The organism is Xanthomonas sp. JL1 (assembly GCF_038405005.1).
Genome location: NZ_JBBYGR010000053.1, coordinates 42,377 through 62,986 on the forward strand (window position 1 = coordinate 42,377; position 20,610 = coordinate 62,986).

20 protein-coding genes and 1 other RNA gene are annotated in these 20,610 nt (G+C 65.7%); 12 read left to right on the forward strand and 9 right to left on the reverse strand.

Features of this window, described 5'->3' with window-relative positions:
• Window positions 1-107: 107 nt before the first annotated feature.
• Window positions 108-587 (forward strand): Lrp/AsnC ligand binding domain-containing protein, encoded by a 480-nt coding sequence (locus tag WJW29_RS12650; RefSeq protein ID WP_011257588.1) that lies wholly within the window; start codon window positions 108-110, stop codon window positions 585-587.
• A 51-nt stretch (window positions 588-638) separates the two neighbouring features.
• Here the strand turns inward: WJW29_RS12650 and WJW29_RS12655 are convergent, their stop codons facing one another.
• The gene (locus WJW29_RS12655) at window positions 639-1,064 is read right to left on the reverse strand and encodes a hypothetical protein (protein ID WP_012446162.1); all 426 of its coding nucleotides are present in this window, start codon (window positions 1,062-1,064) and stop codon (window positions 639-641) included.
• A 280-nt stretch (window positions 1,065-1,344) separates the two neighbouring features.
• Between WJW29_RS12655 and msrB the strand changes: the two genes are divergently transcribed.
• The 4 genes from msrB (at window position 1,345) to motB (ending at window position 4,702) form a co-directional block, all read left to right on the forward strand.
• Window positions 1,345-1,809 (forward strand): peptide-methionine (R)-S-oxide reductase MsrB, encoded by a 465-nt coding sequence (msrB, locus tag WJW29_RS12660; RefSeq protein WP_011257586.1) that lies wholly within the window; start codon window positions 1,345-1,347, stop codon window positions 1,807-1,809.
• Between the two features lie 305 nt (window positions 1,810-2,114).
• Window positions 2,115-2,606, forward strand: a complete 492-nt coding sequence (locus WJW29_RS12665; RefSeq protein WP_027703249.1) for an MliC family protein — start codon at window positions 2,115-2,117, stop codon at window positions 2,604-2,606.
• Between the two features lie 97 nt (window positions 2,607-2,703).
• Window positions 2,704-3,558, forward strand: coding sequence for a flagellar motor stator protein MotA (gene motA, locus WJW29_RS12670; RefSeq protein WP_008573335.1), 855 nt, complete (start codon window positions 2,704-2,706; stop codon window positions 3,556-3,558).
• A 10-nt stretch (window positions 3,559-3,568) separates the two neighbouring features.
• On the forward strand, window positions 3,569-4,702 hold the full coding sequence (gene motB, locus WJW29_RS12675; RefSeq protein WP_011257584.1) for a flagellar motor protein MotB: 1,134 nt from the start codon (window positions 3,569-3,571) through the stop codon (window positions 4,700-4,702).
• Window positions 4,703-4,819: 117 nt separating this feature from the next.
• Here the strand turns inward: motB and WJW29_RS12680 are convergent.
• Window positions 4,820-4,897: non-coding RNA, sX9 sRNA (locus tag WJW29_RS12680), on the reverse strand.
• A gap of 191 nt (window positions 4,898-5,088) precedes the next feature.
• Between WJW29_RS12680 and WJW29_RS12685 the strand changes: the two genes are divergently transcribed.
• The 3 genes from WJW29_RS12685 to WJW29_RS12695 all read left to right on the forward strand — a co-directional run bounded on the left by WJW29_RS12685 (window position 5,089) and on the right by WJW29_RS12695 (window position 6,852).
• Window positions 5,089-5,655, forward strand: coding sequence for a hypothetical protein (locus tag WJW29_RS12685; protein ID WP_011257583.1), 567 nt, complete (start codon window positions 5,089-5,091; stop codon window positions 5,653-5,655).
• Window positions 5,656-5,663: 8 nt separating this feature from the next.
• Window positions 5,664-5,948: a DUF4031 domain-containing protein gene (locus WJW29_RS12690; protein WP_011257582.1), complete on the forward strand. Its 285-nt coding sequence runs from the start codon at window positions 5,664-5,666 to the stop codon at window positions 5,946-5,948.
• 175 nt (window positions 5,949-6,123) lie between these two features.
• On the forward strand, window positions 6,124-6,852 hold the full coding sequence (locus WJW29_RS12695) for a response regulator transcription factor (RefSeq protein WP_011257581.1): 729 nt from the start codon (window positions 6,124-6,126) through the stop codon (window positions 6,850-6,852).
• Here WJW29_RS12695 and WJW29_RS12700 read toward each other — a convergent pair.
• Complete coding sequence (locus WJW29_RS12700) at window positions 6,834-8,207, reverse strand: ATP-binding protein (RefSeq protein WP_027703247.1); 1,374 nt, start codon at window positions 8,205-8,207, stop codon at window positions 6,834-6,836. The two genes, WJW29_RS12695 and WJW29_RS12700, sit on opposite strands and share 19 nt — an antisense overlap.
• A 205-nt stretch (window positions 8,208-8,412) precedes the next feature.
• Between WJW29_RS12700 and WJW29_RS12705 the strand changes: the two genes are divergently transcribed.
• Together WJW29_RS12705 and WJW29_RS12710 are read left to right on the forward strand one after the other, a co-directional pair.
• Window positions 8,413-11,382 carry a YadA-like family protein gene (locus WJW29_RS12705; RefSeq protein WP_041181958.1) on the forward strand — a complete coding sequence of 990 codons (2,970 nt, stop codon included), beginning with the start codon at window positions 8,413-8,415 and terminating at the stop codon, window positions 11,380-11,382.
• A gap of 46 nt (window positions 11,383-11,428) precedes the next feature.
• Window positions 11,429-13,336 (forward strand): S8 family peptidase, encoded by a 1,908-nt coding sequence (locus WJW29_RS12710; protein WP_011257578.1) that lies wholly within the window; start codon window positions 11,429-11,431, stop codon window positions 13,334-13,336.
• Between the two features lie 128 nt (window positions 13,337-13,464).
• Here the strand turns inward: WJW29_RS12710 and WJW29_RS12715 are convergent, their stop codons facing one another.
• Window positions 13,465-14,001 (reverse strand): hypothetical protein, encoded by a 537-nt coding sequence (locus WJW29_RS12715; RefSeq protein WP_011407550.1) that lies wholly within the window; start codon window positions 13,999-14,001, stop codon window positions 13,465-13,467.
• 165 nt (window positions 14,002-14,166) lie between these two features.
• Here WJW29_RS12715 and WJW29_RS12720 point away from each other — a divergent pair, with 165 nt between their 5' ends.
• Window positions 14,167-14,433: a DUF3297 family protein gene (locus WJW29_RS12720; RefSeq protein ID WP_011407549.1), complete on the forward strand. Its 267-nt coding sequence runs from the start codon at window positions 14,167-14,169 to the stop codon at window positions 14,431-14,433.
• Between the two features lie 142 nt (window positions 14,434-14,575).
• Here WJW29_RS12720 and WJW29_RS12725 read toward each other — a convergent pair whose 3' ends face one another.
• From WJW29_RS12725 to WJW29_RS12745, 5 genes are all read right to left on the reverse strand, one after another.
• Window positions 14,576-14,734: a hypothetical protein gene (locus WJW29_RS12725; RefSeq protein ID WP_153296752.1), complete on the reverse strand. Its 159-nt coding sequence runs from the start codon at window positions 14,732-14,734 to the stop codon at window positions 14,576-14,578.
• 112 nt (window positions 14,735-14,846) lie between these two features.
• The gene (locus WJW29_RS12730; protein WP_027703259.1) at window positions 14,847-15,608 is read right to left on the reverse strand and encodes an ABC transporter permease; all 762 of its coding nucleotides are present in this window, start codon (window positions 15,606-15,608) and stop codon (window positions 14,847-14,849) included.
• Window positions 15,605-16,549, reverse strand: coding sequence for an ABC transporter ATP-binding protein (locus WJW29_RS12735; RefSeq protein WP_011257574.1), 945 nt, complete (start codon window positions 16,547-16,549; stop codon window positions 15,605-15,607). Before WJW29_RS12735 ends, WJW29_RS12730 begins: the two co-directional genes overlap by 4 nt.
• Window positions 16,550-16,795: 246 nt before the next feature.
• Window positions 16,796-18,433: a Na+/H+ antiporter gene (locus WJW29_RS12740; RefSeq protein WP_011257573.1), complete on the reverse strand. Its 1,638-nt coding sequence runs from the start codon at window positions 18,431-18,433 to the stop codon at window positions 16,796-16,798.
• 474 nt (window positions 18,434-18,907) lie between these two features.
• Window positions 18,908-19,336 (reverse strand): hypothetical protein, encoded by a 429-nt coding sequence (locus WJW29_RS12745; protein WP_012446172.1) that lies wholly within the window; start codon window positions 19,334-19,336, stop codon window positions 18,908-18,910.
• Between the two features lie 212 nt (window positions 19,337-19,548).
• Here WJW29_RS12745 and WJW29_RS12750 point away from each other — a divergent pair, with 212 nt between their 5' ends.
• Window positions 19,549-20,583, forward strand: coding sequence for an IS630 family transposase (locus tag WJW29_RS12750; protein WP_011407587.1), 1,035 nt, complete (start codon window positions 19,549-19,551; stop codon window positions 20,581-20,583).
• The last annotated feature ends 27 nt before the right edge of the window (window positions 20,584-20,610 follow it).

Consider the following 20,610-nt stretch of genomic DNA (forward strand, 5'->3'; position numbering starts at 1 on the left):
GAGGGGGCTAGTTAGACGCAGTATATTGCGAGCCAGGCAGTGCCATTTCTGGAATCGGCACGGCCTTGCAGTGAAACTTCCTGCCAAACCTTGCCAAGACAAATTCCATGACCAGCCGCGCCCGGGAGCTGGACAAGATCGACCGCAAGATCCTGCGCATCCTGCAACAGGAGGAGCGGATTTCGTTTACCGAACTGGGCGAGCGGGTGGGCCTGTCGACCACGCCCTGCACCGAGCGTGTGCGCCAGCTGGAGCGCGATGGCGCCATCACCGGCTACTACGCGCGGCTGGACCCGCACTATCTCAAGGCCAGCCTGCTGGTCTTCGTGGAGATCAGCCTGGCGTACAAATCCGGCGACATCTTCGAACAATTCCGCCGCACCGCGCTGAAGCTGCCCAACGTGCTGGAGTGCCATCTGGTCTCCGGCGATTTCGACTACCTGCTCAAGGCGCGCATCAGCGAGATGGCCTCCTACCGCAAGCTGCTCGGCAGCACCGTGCTGACCATGCCGCATGTGCGCGAATCCAAGAGCTACATCGTGATGGAAGAGGTCAAGGAGACGCTGGCGTTGCCGATCGCCGATTGAGGCGGGAAATTGTAAATTGGGAATTGGCAACAGTAGAGCGCAGCGCCGCTATCAGCGCACCACGCGCATGCCATCGCCCGCCGGCACCGCGTCGTCGTAGCGACCGGTCTTCGTATCCAGCACCCGGTTGGCGCCGGCCGGCTGCATGCCCTGCAGCAAGCGACCGTTGCGGTCGTAGACCATCGGCTTGGTCGGCGCCACCTGGCTGCCGGCAGGTGCGACAGGGGTCTGTGCCGGGCCACGCGTGGGAATGGTCGGCGCGACCAGGCGTTGCCCCAGCTGCGAGGGCACGGGTGCGGCGGCAGGTGCCGGCTGCAGCGCGCGCGGCGTCACCGGGGGCTGCACCGGCGTTGGTGTGGTGATGGGTTGCAAGTGCGTGGACGAGTGCGTGGTGGTGGCCGACTGCGCTGCTGCCGCTGCGGCCATCGTCAGCAGAACGCACAGCAGAATGCGGCGGGTTGATGGATGGATCGCCATGACAGGCACCATGCGTGTTTGAGGGTCCTCACTCGATGGGGGCGCGGATGTGCTGCGGCAATGCGCACGACCGGCCGGGGGATGAACGCGTTCGCCAGGTCGTTGCGATGCGAAGAACGTCGCCACGGAGTGCAGTGGCGCACGCCAGCGCGTTCGCATGCAGCGATGACACCTGCGCAGCACCATGTTGATCGCGCTCACCGGTTGAACCGCCCCCGACAATGCCCACATCACTGGGACAGGCGCCGGCACCCCGCTGGCGAGCGCATGCGAGAGCCTCATGAGCCAGTTCGATCTGACCCCTCCCTCCCCCGCCCAGCGCGATGCCTTGATCGCCGGGCTCAGCGATGAGGAACAGCGCGTGTTGCTGCAGCATGGCACCGAGGCGCCGTTCTGCGGGGTGTTTCTGGACAACAAGCTGGACGGTGTCTATACCTGCCGGTTGTGCGGTCTGCCGCTGTTCCGGTCCAGCGCCAAATTCGAATCCGGGACGGGTTGGCCAAGCTTCTTCGCGCCTTACGACCCCGCCCATGTGCGCGAGATCCGCGATACCAGCTACGGCATGATCCGCACTGAAATCGTCTGTGCACGCTGCGACAGCCACCTGGGCCATGTGTTCCCGGACGGCCCGCCGCCGACCGGCGAGCGCCACTGCCTGAACTCGGTCTCGCTGGGCTTCACCGAAAACGGCCAGGCATTGCCCAACCCATTGCACCGCGAGGGTGCTGAGGCGCAGTCGGCCTGATGGCGTCGCCTGCTCGCCAGGCGACGGCCATGACGGCGCAGGAAGACGTCGAACAGTGCCTCCCTGCGCTTTGCGCGCCAAGCGAGGCAGTGCTCGCCACGCGCAGTGCTTGATTTTCAAACGGGCGGCCACACCCAGGCCAAGTTGCAGGTCCACCGCACCGCTGTCGTTATTCAGCCGTCCGCAGGCAGCCTGGCCGGGTCCGGCGCTCCTGATAGACGCACATGGGCAGCGCCGCGGCACAGCCCTCGCCATTCCAACCGTCGCCAGCAGGGCGACTATCCGATCCAGGCAGGAGTACGCAGATGCACACGTCCTCATCCCTGATGCTCACCGGCCTGTTGGCCACCGCCCTCGCCGGCTGCAGCGCAGGCTCACCGCCGCCGACAACGGAGGCGGCCAAGCCGGCAGGCACCGAGCCCGCCACAGCCAACAGCGCCGATGCCCACCCACCTGCCGTGGGCACCGACGCCAGCGTCGCCGGCCCGCTGCCCAGGCCCGGTAGGACGCCTGCGCACACCGCGCCTGCCGCCGCCCCGGCGCTTCCCGCGCAGGCAGTGGGCTGGCGCTGCGGTCAGCGCATGATCGCCACCCGGTTCGACTCGGCCGCCGATGCGTTAGAGCTGACGTTGGAAGACCGCAGGCTGATCCTGGTCAGTGCGCAGGCGGCGTCCGGAACGCGCTTTGCCGATGCCCAGGGCAATCAATTCTGGGAACATGCCGGCGAAGCGACGCTATCGCTGGCGGGCGGCGAAGCGCTCAAATGCGTGCATGAGGCCACAACGACAATCGGCTAAACGTTCAGTGACAGGGCACATCTTCACGCTGCGCGCTTCAAGAATCGGCCGCGCAAGCCGAAACCATTAGCGACCCCAGTTTGCTCTCGGCTGCGCCATGCTCATTATCGTCGGCTTCATCGTCGTCATCGTCAGTGTCCTCGGCGGCTATGTGCTGTCGCACGGAAAGCTGGGCGCGTTGTGGCAGCCGTACGAGCTGATGATCATCGGTGGCGCGGCATTGGGCGCGTTCCTGGTCAGCACGCCGGGCAAGATCGTCAAGGAAACGCTCAGCGGCATCATGGGCGTGTTCAAGGGCCCGCAGTACAAGTCCGAGGACTACAAGGACACCCTGAGCCTGATCTACGAGCTGTTGAACAAGGCCCGCCGCGACGGCTTCATGGCGCTGGAAGACCACGTCGAAAAGCCGCAGGACAGCACCATCTTCGGCAACTACCCCAAGGTGGTGGCCGACCATCACCTGCTGGACTTCATCACCGACTGCCTGCGCCTGATGATCGGCAGCAACATCGAGCCGCACGAGCTGGAACCGCTGCTCGAACTGGAACTGGAAAAACACCATCACGAAGCCCTGGCGCCGTCGCATGCGCTGAGCAAGGTGTCCGATGGCCTGCCTGGCTTCGGCATCGTGGCGGCAGTGCTCGGCATCGTGATTACCATGGGCTCGATCGGCGGTCCGATCGAAGAGATCGGCCACCACGTCGGCGCCGCACTGGTCGGCACCTTCCTCGGCATCCTGCTGGCCTACGGCTTCGTGTCGCCGTTGTCGGCGGCAATGGAAGCGCGTGCCGAGCAGGACGGGCGCATCTATGAAGCGGTCAAGACCGCGCTGCTGGCCTGCCTGCGTGGTTACAACCCGAAGATTGCGCTGGAATTCGCGCGAAAGACCCTGCCCTCCAATGTGCGTCCGAGCTTCGGCGATTTCGAAACGCACCTGAAGACGATCAAGTAGGGCCGCGGTCATGGCCGAGGCCAAATCCACCGTCATCATCCGACGGGTCAAGAAGGTGCAGGGCGGCGGCCATCATGGCGGCGCCTGGAAGGTGGCGTTTGCCGACTTCGTGACCGCGATGATGGCCTTCTTCCTGGTGCTGTGGCTGATGGCGGCCACCACCAAGGAACAGCGTGCGGCGATCTCCGAATACTTCCGCAACCCCAGCCCGCTGTCGGGCAAATCGATGGCGCCCTCGCCTGGCATGAACGGGCCTGGCGGCGCCAGCACCTCGATGATCAAGCTCGGCGGCACCGCCGACATGGCCAAGGGGCAGAAGGACGAAATGGGCCGCAAGCGCGACAATGCCGCGGACACCACCGAAGACAGCCGCAGCAAGGACAAAAAGCGCCTGGAAACGCTGATGCAGGAACTGAAAGAGGCCATCGACAAGAGCCAGGCGCTGGAGCCGTTCAAGGATCAGTTGCTGCTGGATCTCACGCCCGATGGCCTGCGCATCCAGATCGTGGACAAGCAGAACCGCCCGATGTTCGACATCGGCCGCGACCAGCTCAAGCCGTACACGGTGGCGATCCTGCACGAGCTGTCCAATTTCATTAATCAGGTGCCCAACCACATCAGCATCACCGGCCACACCGATACCACGGCCTACAGCAGCGATGCCGGCTACACCAACTGGGAACTCAGCGCCGACCGTGCCAATGCCGCGCGCCGCGCACTGGTGGGCGGTGGCATGTCCGACGCCAAGGTGACGCGCGTGGTGGGGCTGTCGTCGTCGGTGTTGTTCGACAAGACCGACCCGCAGAACCCGATCAACCGTCGCATCAGTATCGTGGTGATGACCCAGGACGCCGAAAGCGCGGCCTTGGCCGGTGCAGGACAAGGCGTGGCGCTGGGCAAATCGGTGCACGATGCCGACACCCAGGTGCCGGATCTGAGCGGTGCTGCGGCCACCGTGGGAACGCCGGTCAAGCAAGCAGCACCAACAGTGGCCTCGCCGGTCGCCGCCACCGCGGCTCCTGTCCCGGCGGCGGCCGGAGCTGCCGCTGCCCGTCCGGCAGGACCGCGCCTGTCTTCCAGCGCGCAGGTGGACTCTGCCAAGGCGCTTGCCAAGGCTGCGGAAGCCGCGGTGGAGAAGCAGTAATGCAGGGCCGGCAGGCCTGGATGTGCAGACCGCGATGTGCGATTTCCCAGGCAATCGCGTCGGGGAAACGGCCCACTGCTGTTTCGGGCCAGGTCCGCCGGTGGCGGGGTTGAGAGCGGCGAACAACACGTCGCGAGCAGCGGTCAGGTAGACACGGGCGGCGCCGCTCACAACCGCAGTGGACGCGTGGTCCATGCCGATTCCGAGCACCGGCCGCGCCCGCCTGGCGGTGAGCGCAGTCGTTTTGTTGGCCGCTCTCAGGTCGGTGCCGGTGCAGACGCTGCGCCCCTGGCGGCCCTGTCTGGTGCGATGCCAATCGCCGCCGCGCATCGCATCGTGCGGCGCACGCTCTAGAATGGCTGGCCATTCCCAGCGTCGAGAACACCGTGTCCCGCAATTCCAAGGCCAAGCGCGACAAGCGCAAGAAGCAGCAACCCAAGCGCCCCTTCGCCCGTCTGGGCCAGGCGCCCCAGGTCACCAACCATGCCGTGCTGCAAGACGCCGAAGGGCGTGTCGTGGCCGCCATCGGCCTGCAGGGCGGCAGCGAGTGGATGCTGTCGATCGGCGGCCAGACCATGGGCAGCGCCGACAACCCGGTGCCGATGCTGGCCCTGCTCAAGCACCTGGCCAACCTGCAGCAAGCCGAAGGCAAGACCATCTGGCTGGAATATTCGACCCAGCTGCAGCAGATGATCGACGACCTGGCCGCCGACGAAGGCCAGACCGCCGAGGAATACCTGAACACGCTGGTGGCCGAATTCCAGAACGCCGACGCGGATGAAGACGGCGACGCCGATGCAGAAGACGCCGCTGACGCTGCCGGCACCGACGCCGTCGCTGAAGATGCTGCAGCTGAAAACGCCACTGCCAGCACCGATGACAGTGCGGCCGACGCAGAAGCCAGCGACGATGCCGAGAGCGACAGCGCCGGCAAGAAGGCCAGGAAGGCCTGACCCGGCCGATGGCCGTCTACGTCGACGATGCGGTGCACCTGTGGCGCGATCAGCGCTGGGCGCACCTGCTGGGCGATACGCTGGACGAGCTCCATGCCATGGCGGCGCGGCTGGGCATTCCTCGCCGCGCCTTCCAGAACAAACTCAGTGGTGCGCACTACGACGTGCCCGCTCCGCTGCGCCTTGAGGCGATCGCCCTCGGCGCCATCGCCATTTCCCGCCATACCGACCGCACCTTGCTCAAGGCGTTGATTGCCAATGCGCGAGCGCAAGCGCGCGGCGAGCACGCATAAGCGGCGCCTGCGACGCCGACAGGCGGCGCACCGTCACACCCGTCGGTACACCTGCCGGCCCGCCAATGGAACCCTCGCGTCGCAATGAAAGACATACATTGCGCGCCGCGCGTGCATGTGGTGTTGTAGGACACCGTCGGCCCGTCACCATGGCAAGTGACTTGGGAGAGGTGTCTTGTCTATCCGTGCTTCCCTACCCGATGCGGACTCGCTGTTATCCGTCGCCGTTCTGGAAGACGACGCGCTGTTGCGCGAGGACATCCTCATTCCCGGGTTGCGCGAGTTCGGCTTTCGCGTCAGCGGCGCCGGAACCGCTGGCGAACTGTATCGGCTGATGCTGCAACAGGCCTTCGATCTGGTCGTGCTCGATCTCGGCCTTCCCGACGAAAGCGGATTGAGCGTGGTGACGTACCTGCGCTCGTTGTTCGCCGGACTGGGCATCGTCGTGTTGACCGGCAATCGCGGTCGCAGCGACCACGCGCGCGCCTTGCACGGCGGCGCCGACGCCTTCCTGCGCAAACCGACCGACCCGGAAATCCTCGCGCTGACCTTGCGCAACCTGGCACAGCGTCTACGCACGGCCCACATCAGCGTCACCACGCCCAGCCAAGCCTGGCGACTGCAATCAGACGGTTGGTGTCTGTTGGCACCGGACGGCACGGTCATGGTGCTGACCTCGCTGGAGCGGTGTCTGATGCGCTGCCTGGATGCGCAGCGCGGCCAGGCGATCGAGCGCGAAACCTTGGTATCGGCACTGGAAGCCGCCACCGGCGACTTCGACCTGCACCGGCTGGAAATGCTGATCCATCGTCTGCGGCGCAAGGCCGCACGCATCTCCAGCGATCGGACACCGGCGCTGCCGCTGTTGTCCTCCCGTGGCATGGGCTACCTGCTGGCCGACTGAGGCGCCGCCGCCAGCGGCAATTGCAGGCACAGACAGGCCCCGCCTTGCGGACCATTGCACGCCGCCACCTGGCCACCGGCCGCGGCGATGATGCTTTGCACCACCGACAAGCCCAGCCCGGTGCCCTTGCCGACCGGCTTGGTGGTGTAGAACGGCTCGAGAATTCGCGCCAGCAGATGCGGTGCAATGCCCGGACCGGTATCGCAGAAACGCAAGCACACCGTGGCCTCGCGCAACTCGCCTTCGATACGGAACACGCCCTGCTCCTCCATCGCGTCGCGCGCGTTGGCGGCGATGTTGAGCAGCACCAGTTCGAGATCATCGCGATCCATCAGGACCCACAGCGGCGGCCCGGCGGCGATGCACTCCAGCCGGATGTCGTGCCCGAATAGCTGACGCAAGGTGGGTTCGGCATCGCGCAGTGCTGCGCGGGCATCGAACAGGGTCGGCAGGTCGGGCTCGGCGCGGCCGAAGTTGAGGATGCGCCGGCTGACTGTCAACGCGCGCCGCGAGGCGGTCTCGATGTTTTCCAGCGTTTTGAGCAGCGGCGCTTCGCCGTAGCCCTCCAGCGCATCGCGCCGTTGCGCGTAGCCGATGATCACGTTGATCAGATTATCGAAATCGTGCGCGACGCCAGCTGCCAGACGCCCGAGCGCTTCCATTTTCTGGATGTGGATCAGTTGCTCCTGCACGCGTTCGCGCTCGGCCATTTCCTGCAGCAGACGGCGATTGAGCTGTTCCAGTTCGCGCCGGCGGTGTTCTGATTCGAGCAGGCTGTCACGCAATGCGGCGATGGTGCGATCCAGGCTGAGAGTGATCAGCAGATAGGCACCGACGGTCACCAGGCCCAAGCCGATGTTGCCGCGCACCGAGCGCCAGGGCACCGGCCAGATCACCTGTGCGAGCACGCCCAGCAACGCAGCAGCCGCCAGCAACAGGAACACGCGCCAGAGCGCGCGACTCCCCAGCACCATGCCGGCGAGTACCAGCGCCAGCAAGGGCATGGGGTTGGTCAGCAGGTCGTAAATGTCCACCCGCACATAGGTAACCACCACGCCGATCAACGTCGCGGCCACGTAAGTCCGCACCGCCCCCGCATTGTCGCCGCGCCGCACGCGCCACACGCCCAGCGCCGCACCTACCGCAGTGAGCACGCTACCCACCAGGGCAAACAACAGGTCCGTGTGACTCAGCAAGCGCGCAGCGCCAGCCACGTAGAGAAACAGGCCGATGTCGCCGGCGGTATAGAGCACGATCGCCGCCAGCAACACTTGCAGGAACGCCGCATGCCGATGGTCGCTGGCACTGGCGGACGTCGGTGGCTGCAACCAGGGCAAAACTGAGATGAATTTCACAGAACTGGCAGCAGGCGACCTAGACAACGCTGGATGCTCACATCGGTGGTGAGTGGATGCAATCGTCGTTTGGTGACAGCCCGGGATCTGCGTGACAAGTTTTTGGCGCACTTCGTGTTCGCCGACACAACTCCGCATCGACAGGGGGATGCCTTGGAGTTCGGTCGGCGCCAGTCGCTCCGCCCACCACGTTCTGGGGACACCGATGAGCCTTCTGCCTGACCATGTAACGGGCCAGCACCGCGCCCGCCTCGCCGCTGCCCGCCCCGCCGGTAGCACTGCCTGCATCGCACCACCACCGCGGCGGCCGCTGACACGCGCCATGCTCACCCTCCTGTTTCTGGCCAGTCGTCTGGCAACTGCACACACCACCACACCTGCGCCAGAAGCGACAAGCCCGACCAGCCAAGCCAGCACCGCCGACACCACAGCGCAGGACAACGCCACCACGCCACCAGACGCGGCTGACGACATCGGCAAGCATCTGCAGATCGTCGGTGGCAGCGACCCGGCCGAGGACGTCGGCGCATTCGCCGCCGAGCCCTATGCGGTGGCCATCGGCGAGGCCAGCAATGCGCTCGGCGAAGGCGGTATTGCACTGGGTGCCGGTGCCACGGTGACGGCCAAGCACGCGATCGCCACCGGCTACGCGGCCGCGGCGAGCGGCGAATCGGCCGTCGCCATTGGCGGCACGACCGAGATATTCGACTACAACGACGCCGGCGAGATCATCGGCAGTCACCAGGATTCCACCGAGGCCAGCCAGTTCGGCGCGGTAGCGCTGGGCGGCGGTGCCAAGGCCACCGCGGCGCTGGCTACTGCGGTAGGGAGCGGCAGCGAAGCACGCAACGTGCAGAGCACGGCGCTGGGCTACCGCGCCCGCGCGTTCGAAGACGGAGCGACCGCTGTCGGCGGCTTGTCGGTGGCCTCGGGCTATCTGTCGACCGCCAACGGCTACTTCGCCCGCGCCACCGGCACCAGTAGCGTGGCGCTCGGCAACACCGCCCTGGCCAGCGGGATCGACAGCGTGGCCATCGGCGGCGTCAGCACTGCCGCGGCGGCGGCCGGCAACAGCAGCAGCCTCACCGCGGCCACCGGCGTCGGTAGCGTCGCGCTGGGTGCGGGTGCGGTGACGCAATCCAATTACGCGATCGCCCTCGGCTACAACGCCAACGTGTTCCCCAATCTGCCGGGCAACACCGATGCCGTGGCGATCGGCCACAGCGCCGGTTCGTTCGCCCCCAACACGGTCTCGTTGGGCGCCTATGCCTTGGCATCGAACCAGGACGGGATCGCCGTGGGTCACAACAGCTGGGCCTTGAGCGCCAATAGCGTGGTCCTGGGCTCGGGCGCCATCAGTTCGTGGTTCAACCCCAACAGCACCGCCTTGGGTGCGGCCACCCGCACCGACGGCGTCGATGCCACCTCGATCGGCTATGGCGCCAAGGTCGGCAGCTGGGTGGACGATGCCTGGAACCGCGCTCCGGTCAGCGCGGTGGCGCTGGGCGCCTTTTCGCATGCAACGCGCAACTACAGCGTGGCGGTGGGCGATGTGGCATCCGGATTGACGCGACAGATCACCAGCGTGGCGGCCGGCACCGAAGCCACCGATGCGGTCAACAAGGGCCAGCTCGATGCGTTGGCTGCCGATGTGCAGGCCACCAGCGGCGTGTTGCAAGCCAATGGCGAGGGCACTGCCAGCGCGACCGGCGAGCACAGCACGGCGGCCGGTGCCGGCGCGTCGACCAGCGGCGCGCGCAGCGTGGCCGTGGCGGCGGGCAGTCGTGCCAGCGCCGCCGGCGCCAGCGCACTGGGCGTGGACAGCAGCGCCAACGGCGTGAACAGCACGGCCATGGGCTACAACAGCTTCGTGCGCCAGAGCGGCGTCAACGGTGTGGCCTTGGGTGCCAATGCCGGCGCCAGCGGGGCCGATTCGGTTGCGCTGGGCTCGGGTTCGCGCACCTACGAGGCCAATACGGTCTCGGTGGGCAGCGGCAACGGTCACGGTGGCCCGGCGACGCGGCGCATCGTCAATCTAGGCGCCGGCGCAATCGCCGACGGCAGCAGCGAGGCGATCACCGGCGGACAGTTGTTCCAGTCGCTGAGCAACGCCGCCAGCGTCCTGGGCGGTGGCGCAGCCATCGGCGCACAAGGCGTGTTCGTTGCGCCGACCTACGTGATCCAGGGTGCCAGCTACACCAATGTCGGCGCCGCACTGACCGCGCTGGACAGCAAGGTCAGCGCGCTGGATGGTCGCCTGGGTGGCACGACGTCGTCGCGGACGGCCGCGTTGCGCAGTGCCGGCGTGGCGGCAGGACTGGCGCCTGCAACCTCCGCAATTGCGACAGCCGAGGCTAGCGCCCCCGGGCTGAAAGGCACGCCGACGCCGGCGGTCGCCAGCACCAGCACGGTGGCCGCCACGTCCACGGCGACGGGGAGCGCGGCAGTGGCCAACGATGTCACCGGCACGGCGATCGGTGGCAGCGCGTACGCGCACGGCCCCAACGACACCGCGATCGGCAGCAATGCGCGCGTCAATGCCGATGGCAGCACCGCAGTCGGCGCCAACACGCAGATTGCTGCAGTGGCGACCAATGCGGTGGCGATGGGCGAAGGCGCACAGGTCAGCGCGGCGTCAGCCACGGCCATCGGGCAGGGCGCGCGTGCCACCGCGCAAGGCGCCGTCGCAGTGGGCCAAGGCGCGGTGGCAGACCGCGCCAACACGGTCTCGGTGGGTAGCGTCGGCGCCGAGCGGCAGATCACCAACGTGGCCGCCGGCCGTTCCGATACCGACGCGGCCAACCTCGCCCAGGTCTCTGCGGGCGACGCACGGACCTTGAGTTCGGCCACTCGCTACACCGACAGCCGCGTCTCGGCCCTGAGCGACAGTTTCAGCCAACTGCACGACGACAGCATGCGCCGCTTCCAGAACATGGATCGTCGCATCGACCGCCTCGGTGCGATGAGCGCGGCGATGCTCAACATGGCCATCAATGCGGCCGGCACACAAAGCGAACGTGGGCGTATCTCCGTCGGCGCCGGCTTCCAGAGCAGCGAGCATGCGCTGTCGATCGGCTACGCCCGCAAGATCGGCGAGCGCGCCTCCTTCAGCCTGGGCGGCGCCTTCAGCGGCAACGACTCCTCCGCCGGCCTGGGCTTCGGTGTGGACTTGTGAGCCTGCCCGCACGCACCGCCATCCCCTTCTTCTTGGAATTGCGCCCATGAACACCGCCTCTCCGCCACTCCGGACCCTGTTGTTGAGCGCTGTGCTCGCCACTGCCCCCTTCCAACTGCATGCGGCCAACGATCCGCTGGAACAGCGTGGTCTGGTCGACAGCCCGGTGCCTGACGGCTCGCCCGCGGCCGGCAGGCTCATCGTCAAATACAGGCCCAGCATCGGCTCCGACGCGCTGCGCGCGTCCATCCTGTCGTCGGCCGCACGCCGCGCCAACCTGTTGCCTCCCAGCAGCAACGCCGCCCGTAGCGCGCCGATGGCCGCGCGCGTCCTGCGCACCAGCGGCACCGGTGCCAGCGTGCTGCGCCTGACCGGTCATCTGACTACTGCCGAGCAAACCAGGCTGCTGACCGAACTGCGCGCCGACCCCGCCGTCGAATACGCGCAATTGGATCGGATGATGCAGCCGGTGCTCGACCTGGTCGGGTCGGCCGCACTGCCGGCACAGGCGCGTGCAACAGCGCAGCACACCGATCCGGCAGTGCCCAACGACAAGTTCTACGCGAAATATCAATGGCATATGCAGGACAGCGCAGGCGGGATCCGCGCGCCCAAGGCCTGGGAGACCTCCACCGGCGGCGGCGTGGTGGTGGCGGTGATCGACACCGGCATCCTGCCCGACCACCCGGATCTGAAGAACAACGACCACATCCTGCAGGGCTACGACTTCATCACCAACGCAAGTGTGTCCCGTCGCGCCACCGACGGCCGCGTACCCGGCGCGCTCGACTACGGCGATTGGATAGACGACGACAATACCTGCCTGCAGCGCGCGCGCGCCAGTAGCTGGCACGGCACCCACACGGCCGGCACGATCGGCGAACTGACCAACAACGGGATTGGCGGCGTTGGTGCCGCACACGACGCCCAGATCCTGCCGATCCGCGCGCTCGGGCACTGCGGCGGCATGAGTTCGGATATCGCCGATGCGATCGTGTGGGCATCGGGCGGGCACGTCGATGGCGTGCCGGACAATACCCATCCGGCCGAAGTGATCAGCATGAGCTTGGGCGGCTTTGGCAGCTGCGACAGCAATACGCAGCAGGCGATCAATACGGCCGTCGCCAACGGCAGCACGGTGGTGGTGGCCGCCGGCAACGATGCCATCGATGCGGCGCAATTCACCCCGGCCAGCTGCAGCAACGTGATCACCGTGGGTGCCACCCGCATCACCGGCGGCATCGCGTTCTATTCCAACTTCGGCTCGGTCGTCGACCTGTCAGGACCCGGCGGCGGCCAGGACCAGGACACCGGTAACGGCGGTTGGGACGGGTTGGTGCTGTCGACCGGCTATAGCGGCAAGACCACGCCGACCTCCGGTCAATATAAGTACCTCGGCTATGCCGGCACCTCGATGGCCTCGCCGCACGTCGCGGCCGTGGCTGCGTTGGTGCAAAGCTCGCTGGCGAGCACTGGCAAGACACCGCTCAACCCATCGCAACTGCAGGCGGTCTTGAAACAGACCGCGCGCGCCTTCCCGGTGCCACCGCCGACGGCGACACCGATCGGTACCGGCATCGTTGATGCGACGGCGGCGATGGACTATGTCCGCACCAATTGCAGCGGCAGCAGCTGCAAGCCGGTGAGCACCGCACTGAGCAACCGCACGCCGGTCACCGCGCAAAGTGCCGGCGTCGACGAGGAGCATTTGTATAGCTTCACCGCCACCGCGGGGACGCCGTTGAACGTGCTGTCCTACGGCGGCAGCGGCAATGTCGCCCTGTACCTGACGTTCGGCGCCGAGCCCACCACCCGTAGCTACGACCTGCGTTCGGTCCGTCCCGGCAATACGCAGACCCTGCGACTGCCCTCGCCACAGGCCGGCACCTACTTCATCAAGCTGGTCGGCGGAGACGGTGGTTTCAACAATGTGTCCTTGATGGCCCGGCAGTGATCTGGCGGGCATCGCTCCAGCGCGGCGAGGTCGCGCAGGGCACGCCATGCCATGCCATGCCTGCGGTTCGGCAACGTTGTTCTCATCCCCACTGGCCGTGGCCCGGGCGGCAGTCGTCGGCAAGCGGGTTAGAACGGATCGCTGCCCGGGCGCAGATCCGCACCCAGGATCGCTGCCAGCCGCTGCATGTCCTCATCGTTGCGGCTCAGTGCCATCCAGCCGGCACGGTCGTCGCTGCCGGTGTCCCAACACCACAGGGTGTAGCCGTATTCGCGCAGGCGATCGTACGCCACCGTCAGCAGCGCGGCGGTGTCGTTGGCGACCAGGAAGTCGTCATCGTCCATGTCGCCGCCCCAGTCGATGCGCAAGTTCCAGCGTGCGGCCAGTTCGTCGATCGCACTGATCAGCGTTTCGCTGTCGCTGCCATCCACGTAGAACCCTGAGCTCCAGTCGATCGCATCCTTCAGCGCCCATAACCACGCATCGCCATCGGTCTCGCCGGCGCTCTCGCGATAGGCATCGAACTGGCGCAGCGCGGTTTCTTCGTCGCCCGGATTGATCAGCAGCAACAGGTTCCAGACCAGCCCCTGATGGGTGTCCGGATCGTCGTCGTTGTCGGCGCTGAGGTCATCCGGTTCATCGTAGTCGGCGCTGTTGTCGGGCATCACGGTCTCACTTCCACAGATTGCAGGGCGGAAGTGTGAGGCCTGATGGCGCGCAAGCAAACAGATTGCCGCACGCAACTGCGTCGCCGGGGCTGGTCTTCACGGCGCAGGCCCGTATCCTGTGCGGTCGAAGACGGCTCTCCCGGCCGCCATGACGCCTTTCCCATGAGCGATACCCCTCCCGATCACCTGGCCATCGACGCGCGCAGCCCATTCCACAATGCCGATGCCCTCAACCGCGGCGTCGGCGTGCGCTTCAACGGTGTCGAACGCGACAACGTGGAGGAATACTCGGTGAGCGAAGGCTGGATCAAGGTGCAGGTCGGCAAGGCGCGCGACCGTCGCGGCAACCCGATGACGATGAAGATCAAGGGCGAAGTGGCGGCCTATTACCTGGACACCAAGAACGGCGCCAAGCCGGCTGCCGAGTAAAAGCAGCTGACAACACCACTTCACGCCAGGCTGCTGCAGGCTGGCGGATCTGTGCCCTGGCTGCAGTGACCTTGCCCGCGCACCGTCGCGGGACATGCTGCAAGTACGTTCTTGTCCGCGTTTACGCGGCATCCATGGCACGTCAGGTCCCGCGACGGTGCGCGGGCAAGGTCCGGTCGCGTTGGTCGGTGTGCAACGCTTTCAATAAAGCCGCCAGGAAACCGTCTGGTGCGGTGTCCTTGCCGATTGCGGAACCGTTGGCGGCATGGATGCCGCCATCGAGCCCCAGGGACGGAGTCACGGCATGTCCCGCGAGCGGCGAGGGCACCGCGCACGCGACCCACGCAGCGTTTGACCTGAACTCCCGCCGGCATCCACCAGGATGCGGCCGACAAAACCACTGCACTCACCACTCACGCGTTGAGCCAATAGCCGCTGCGGAAGATCGCCGCCGCCACGCCAAGGCACACGACCAGGAACAGAAAGGTCATGCCGGCGCTCACCGCGATATGCACATCGGCCTTGCCGTAGAAACTCCAGCGGAAGCCGCTGATCAGATACACCACCGGGTTGAACAGCGTGACCTTCTGCCACAGCGGCGGCAGCATATTGATCGAGTAGAAACTGCCGCCCAGGAAGGTCAGCGGCGTCACCACCATCAGCGGAATCACCTGCAATTTTTCGAAACCATCGGCCCAGATGCCGATGATGAAACCGAACAGGCTGAAGGTCAGTGCGGTGAGCACCAGAAAGCCCAGCATCCATACCGGATGGGCGATTTGGTACGGCACGAATAGCCGCGCAGTGAGCAGGATCAACAGCCCCAGCATCACCGACTTGGTCGCCGCCGCCCCCACGTAGCCGATCACGATCTCCCACCACGCCACCGGCGCGGACTGCACCTCGTAGATGGTGCCGGCCCAGCGCGGCATGTAGATGCCGAACGACGCGTTGGAAATGCTTTCGTTGAGCAGCGACAGCATCACCAGCCCGGGAATGATGAAAGCGCCATAGCTGATGCCGTCGATATCGCCCATGCGCGCACCGATCGCCGCGCCGAACACCACGAAGTACAACGAGGTAGACAACACCGGCGAGGCGATCGACTGCGTGAGCGTGCGGAACGCGCGCGCCATTTCGAAACGGTAGATCGCCGCAATCGCATGCACATTCAGGCGCGCACCTCCTGTTGACGTGCGCCATGCACCAGGTTGACGAAGATCTCTTCCAGCGAACTCTCGCTGGAATGCAGGTCCTTGAAGTCGATGCCCTGCGCATTGAGCCGGCGCAGCAACGCACCGATGCCGGTCTGCTCGGCCTGGGTGTCGAAGGTGTAGATCAAACGATTGCCATCGGCAGCCAACTCCAGCGGCAGATCGGCCACCGCGGCGGGCAACGCCTGCAACGGCGCCTGCAGGCTCAGCGTCAGCTGCTTGTTGCCGAGCTTGCGCATCAGCGTGCGCTTGTCTTCCACCAGCACCAGTTCGCCGCGGTTGATCACACCCACGCGGTCGGCCATGTCTTCGGCCTCTTCGATGTAATGGGTGGTCAAAATGATGGTGGTGCCCTGTTCGCGCAGCCGCCGCACCATCTGCCACATATCGTGGCGCAGCTCCACGTCCACACCGGCAGTGGGCTCGTCCAGAAACAGAATGCGCGGCTCGTGGGCGAGCGCCTTGGCAATCAGCACGCGCCGCTTCATGCCACCGGACAGCGTGGAAATCTTGTTGTTGCGCTTCTCCCATAAGGAGAGCTCGCGCAGGATGGTTTCCAGATACTGCGGATTGGCCGGCTTGCCGAACAGGCCGCGACTGAATCGTACCGTGGCCCATACCGTTTCGAACGCGTCGGTGGCCAGTTCCTGCAGCACCAAACCGATGCTGGCGCGCGCGGCGCGGTAGTCGCGCACGATGTCGTGCCCATCGGCCAACACGGTGCCGGTGCTGGGGTTGATCAACCCGCAAATGATGCTGATCAAGGTCGTCTTGCCGGCACCGTTAGGGCCGAGCAGCGCGAAGATCTCGCCGCGCTGGATCTCAACATCCACCTGTTTGAGCGCCTGGCAACCGCCGGCGTAGGTCTTGCTCAAGCCATGGATGGCAACGATCGACGTCATGGGTGCGATACGAAAGACGATAAGCGCCCCAGGGTAGGCGGTGCGCCGTGACGATGGCAGTGGGTGAGATGGGAGTGTGTCTCCCGACGTGCATCGCCGCTAGGCCAACACGCAGATCAGCCGGAACACGCCTGCGCATGATGGACATCAGTACGGAGTGCTATCGCGCGCAAGCGCGCTCCTTCACAACGACGACCTCACGACCGCCGTGGCTCTTGCGATTCCCCAATCCCCATTCCCACGCGCTCAAGCGCGCTTGCGCGACTCGATCAGATCCAGATTGCGCACCAGCCGCCGCGACAACTCGTCGGAAATCTCGCGGCGTCGGGCCAGCTTGAACAACTCATTGCGCTCGGCCACCAACGCCGCATGCCGGAACTGACGCAGCGCCTTTTCGTAGGCCACCGCCTCTTCCGGATCGGTCTCGGCCATGTCCACCGAGCCGAGCTTGCGCTGATAGCGCTGACTGACCTGGTTGGCCGCCGCGTTGTAGCGCTCGGCATGTTTGCTGCCATCCACCAGCCGCTGCCGCAGTTTTTCCACTGCATCCAGCGCTGCCTGCGAGGCGGCTTTCGCGGCCAGGTCTTCCTTGAGCTGCTCGTCTTCTTCTTCGGGAAGCTCCAGCCCGCGCAACAACCGCGGCAACGCAACGCTGGCAACCAGCAACGACACCAGAATGACCGAGGCCGCCAGGAAGATCGCCAACTGGCGGGCCGGGAATGGCGAGCCGTCCTCCAGCATCAAGGGCAGCGTGAGCACGCCAGCCAGGGTGATCGCGCCGCGCACGCCGGCCAGCGACACCGCCACCACGATCCGCCACGGCGGGCTGACATGCGCCTCGCCGCGTCGCTGCGCCTTGAAGATATTCCAGCGCAGCGACAGGAACACCCAGACGAAGCGCAACGCCATCAGGCTGGCGCTGATGGTGGCCACGTACACCGCCAGCCACCACGGATTGAGGTGCCCGGCCTCCTGCACGCTGCGCACCGCGCCGTCCAGAATGCCCGGCAACTGCTCGCCCAGCAGCACGAAGATGATGCCGTTGAAGGTGAACTGCACCGTGTCCCACACCGCCGAACGCTGCAGGCGCATGTTGCCCGGCGCGTTGCCGGCCATTTCCACGTAACTCATGGTGATGCCGGCGGCCACCGCGGCCAGGATGCCCGATGCATGGAAGGCTTCGGCCAGCAGATAGGCTGCAAACGGGGTGAGCAGGTTGACCAGGATCGCCGAACCGGGCTCCTCGCCGAAGTGCCGCCAGATCCAGGCCTGGATGCGGCTCAACCCGAAGGTCGTCGCCACGCCCAAGGCCAGACCAGCCAGCGCCACCCACAGGAAGGTCAGCGAAGCGGCCGCGACCGAGAAGGTGCCAGTGAGCACGGCCGCCACCGCGAATTGGAAACACACCAGGCCCGAGGCGTCGTTGAGCAGCGACTCGCCTTCCAGGATGTGCATCAGGCGCTTGGGAATCGGCACCTTGGAGGCGATCGACGACACCGCCACCGGGTCGGTCGGCGAAATGATCGCCGCCAGCGCGAACGCCACGGCCAGCGGCATCGCCGGTATCAGCCAATGGATGAAGACGCCGGCACCAATCACGGTGAAGATGACCAGCCCCAACGCCAGTTCCAGGATTGCCGCCTTGTCGCGGAACAGGCCTTGTTTGGGAATGCGCCAGCCATCCAGAAACAGCAGTGGCGGCAGGAACAACAGGAAGAACAGCTCCGGCTCCAGTTCGTGCCCCGCATCGAACACGCCGGAGACCACCGCGCCCAGCGCAATCTGGACCAACGGCAACGGTAGCGAGAACGGCAGGATGCGGATGAGATAACCGCTGGCCGCGACCGCCAGCAACATGGCGAGGACGACATCGATCGAATGCATAAAAACCCGGAATGAAAGAGCGGCCGCACGTGCGGCATCGCATATTGCGACGCACAACAACGCACTTACGGGACCATACCGGGTTGCAACCGGCGATGAAACCACCGCACCGCATGGCCCTGAGTGGTCCTGCGGAGTGATCGCCACCATGGTGTCGTGCTACGCACTGTGGCGTGTGTCTGTCGGTCCGACATGGTGTCTGCCGGATGGGCAGGCACGGCCGTGTTTCGTCAAGAAATCATGGCGTACGGCACGATGAACCGCTGCGCCAGCGAGGCGATGCAACCGGCGCGCCATGCGCATGCGCGCTGCGTACCGCAGGCAGCAGGCAGCAGGCAGCAGGCAGCAGGCAGGCGATGATCCACCGCTAAAGCCAACGGCCGCTCGATCGCCTGGAACGCGGTGCCGTCGAAAGCAGCCGGCACGTGATCGCTCGCAACTCACGCATGCCCGCACTGACTCGCCGAACCAGGATCAGCGGTGGGAAAGGTGCCTGTGCGCATGCGGCGTCGATTGCCGAGCGCCCTCGACCGGGACCAGGAAGATCGCATCATGCAGTTTCAGCTTGGAGTCGTAGTGACGCACCGTCACCTTGACCGCCTTGACCTTTTTCTTGAAGGAATATGGCCACTGCGCGCCCATCATCTCCTGCCCGACCCTCTGACCGTGAGCGTCTTCGACGAGCTTGATGCGCACCGGGTAATTGCCTGTGCCGCGGTTGTCCGCATCGTTGGCATCGGACACGTCGATATGCGCCTTCGAAAACGCCAGCGTCGACGGGCCGCCGTCCTTGTCATTGGCGCTGTCGTCGAAGCCGATGTTCTTGTAGCTATAGGTCAGCAGGATCACTTGCATAGGAACCCAGGAACCGCCGCCATGATTGGGAATTTTCACCTTGGCCACGCGTGCGGAATCAATCGTGAATTCCCACTCTCTCGGGACGCTCCATTTCTGCCCTGGTCGATAGGTCTCATTCGCAGGACCGGAAGCGGTCGCTGATGGCGCAGGCGTGACGGCTGATGCCTGTGCAGTGCCGAATAACGCCAGCGTGCCTGCCACTATTGATTAGGAAGTAGTTAACTTGAACTTCTCGTGGACGCCATCATCTCAGGATGATGGAAGCAACCGACATGAGATCGTTGTCGCGCGACGCGCGGCACGAAAGGCGCGTGCAGGTCATTCGACTGCGCAAGGCGGGCCAGACCTACGACGAGATCGCGGCGCAGACTGGGTTGAGCCGCACGGGTGTGTTCGACATCTGCAAGCGTCACGATGTGGCAGGGGCCAAGGCTTTGCGCGACGCGCCCAGCGGGCGTCGCAGCGGCGACGGCCGGCTGCTCGACGCGGCGCAGGAAGCTTTGGTGCGCAAGCTCATTACCGACAAGACGCCTGACCAGTTGAAGATGCCCTACGCGCTGTGGACGCGCGCGGCGGTGTCGCAGCTCATCGAGCAGCGCTTTGGCATTCGCCTGCCGGTGCGCACGATGGGGCTGTACCTGGCGCGCTGGGGCTTCACGCCGCAAAAGCCGATGAAGAAGGCCTACGAGCAATCACCCGCCGCAGTCCGGAAGTGGCTCGACGAGGACTACCCGGTCATTGCCGCTCGTGCCAAGGCCGAGGGCGCCGAGATTCACTGGGGCGACGAGAGCGGCCTGCGCAGCGACGACGTGCGCGGGCGCGGCTTCGCCCCGAAAGGCCAGACGCCTGTGATCCGGGTCAACAGCAAGCGCCACGGCCTGTCGGTGATCTCCACCGTGACCAACAAGGGCCAGATGCGCTGGCGCATCTTCGACGGCGCGCTCAATACGAACATCCTGATCGACTTCCTGCGCCGGCTGATCAAGGGGGCGAGCAAGAAGCTGTTCCTGATCCTGGACAACCTGCGGGTACACCACGCCAAGCCCGTCAAGGCGTGGCTGGCCGAGCACGCCGATGCGATCGAGGTGTTCTACCTGCCCAGCTACAGCCCCGAACTCAACCCCGACGAAATGGCCAACGCCGACATCAAGCAAGCCGTCACGACGCTGGCGCCAGCGCGCACAAAGCTGCAACTGGTCAAGGCCACCGCACGCCACCTTCGCAGCGTGCAGCGCCAGCCTGAGCGGATTCGCAAATACTTCGAGCATGGGCCGGTTCGCTATGCGGCTTGATTCAAGTTGGTTGATGCCGGATCAATA

Coding starts and splice junctions, on each gene's coding strand:
- WJW29_RS12650 (WP_011257588.1), top strand. CDS start 108: ATGACCAGCCGCGCCCGGGAGCTGGACAAGATCGACCGCAAGATCCTG.
- WJW29_RS12655 (WP_012446162.1), bottom strand. CDS start 1,064: ATGGCGATCCATCCATCAACCCGCCGCATTCTGCTGTGCGTTCTGCTG.
- msrB (WP_011257586.1), top strand. CDS start 1,345: ATGAGCCAGTTCGATCTGACCCCTCCCTCCCCCGCCCAGCGCGATGCC.
- WJW29_RS12665 (WP_027703249.1), top strand. CDS start 2,115: ATGCACACGTCCTCATCCCTGATGCTCACCGGCCTGTTGGCCACCGCC.
- motA (WP_008573335.1), top strand. CDS start 2,704: ATGCTCATTATCGTCGGCTTCATCGTCGTCATCGTCAGTGTCCTCGGC.
- motB (WP_011257584.1), top strand. CDS start 3,569: ATGGCCGAGGCCAAATCCACCGTCATCATCCGACGGGTCAAGAAGGTG.
- WJW29_RS12690 (WP_011257582.1), top strand. CDS start 5,664: ATGGCCGTCTACGTCGACGATGCGGTGCACCTGTGGCGCGATCAGCGC.
- WJW29_RS12705 (WP_041181958.1), top strand. CDS start 8,413: ATGAGCCTTCTGCCTGACCATGTAACGGGCCAGCACCGCGCCCGCCTC.
- WJW29_RS12710 (WP_011257578.1), top strand. CDS start 11,429: ATGAACACCGCCTCTCCGCCACTCCGGACCCTGTTGTTGAGCGCTGTG.
- WJW29_RS12715 (WP_011407550.1), bottom strand. CDS start 14,001: ATGCCCGACAACAGCGCCGACTACGATGAACCGGATGACCTCAGCGCC.
- WJW29_RS12720 (WP_011407549.1), top strand. CDS start 14,167: ATGAGCGATACCCCTCCCGATCACCTGGCCATCGACGCGCGCAGCCCA.
- WJW29_RS12735 (WP_011257574.1), bottom strand. CDS start 16,549: ATGACGTCGATCGTTGCCATCCATGGCTTGAGCAAGACCTACGCCGGC.
- WJW29_RS12740 (WP_011257573.1), bottom strand. CDS start 18,433: ATGCATTCGATCGATGTCGTCCTCGCCATGTTGCTGGCGGTCGCGGCC.
- WJW29_RS12750 (WP_011407587.1), top strand. CDS start 19,549: ATGGAAGCAACCGACATGAGATCGTTGTCGCGCGACGCGCGGCACGAA.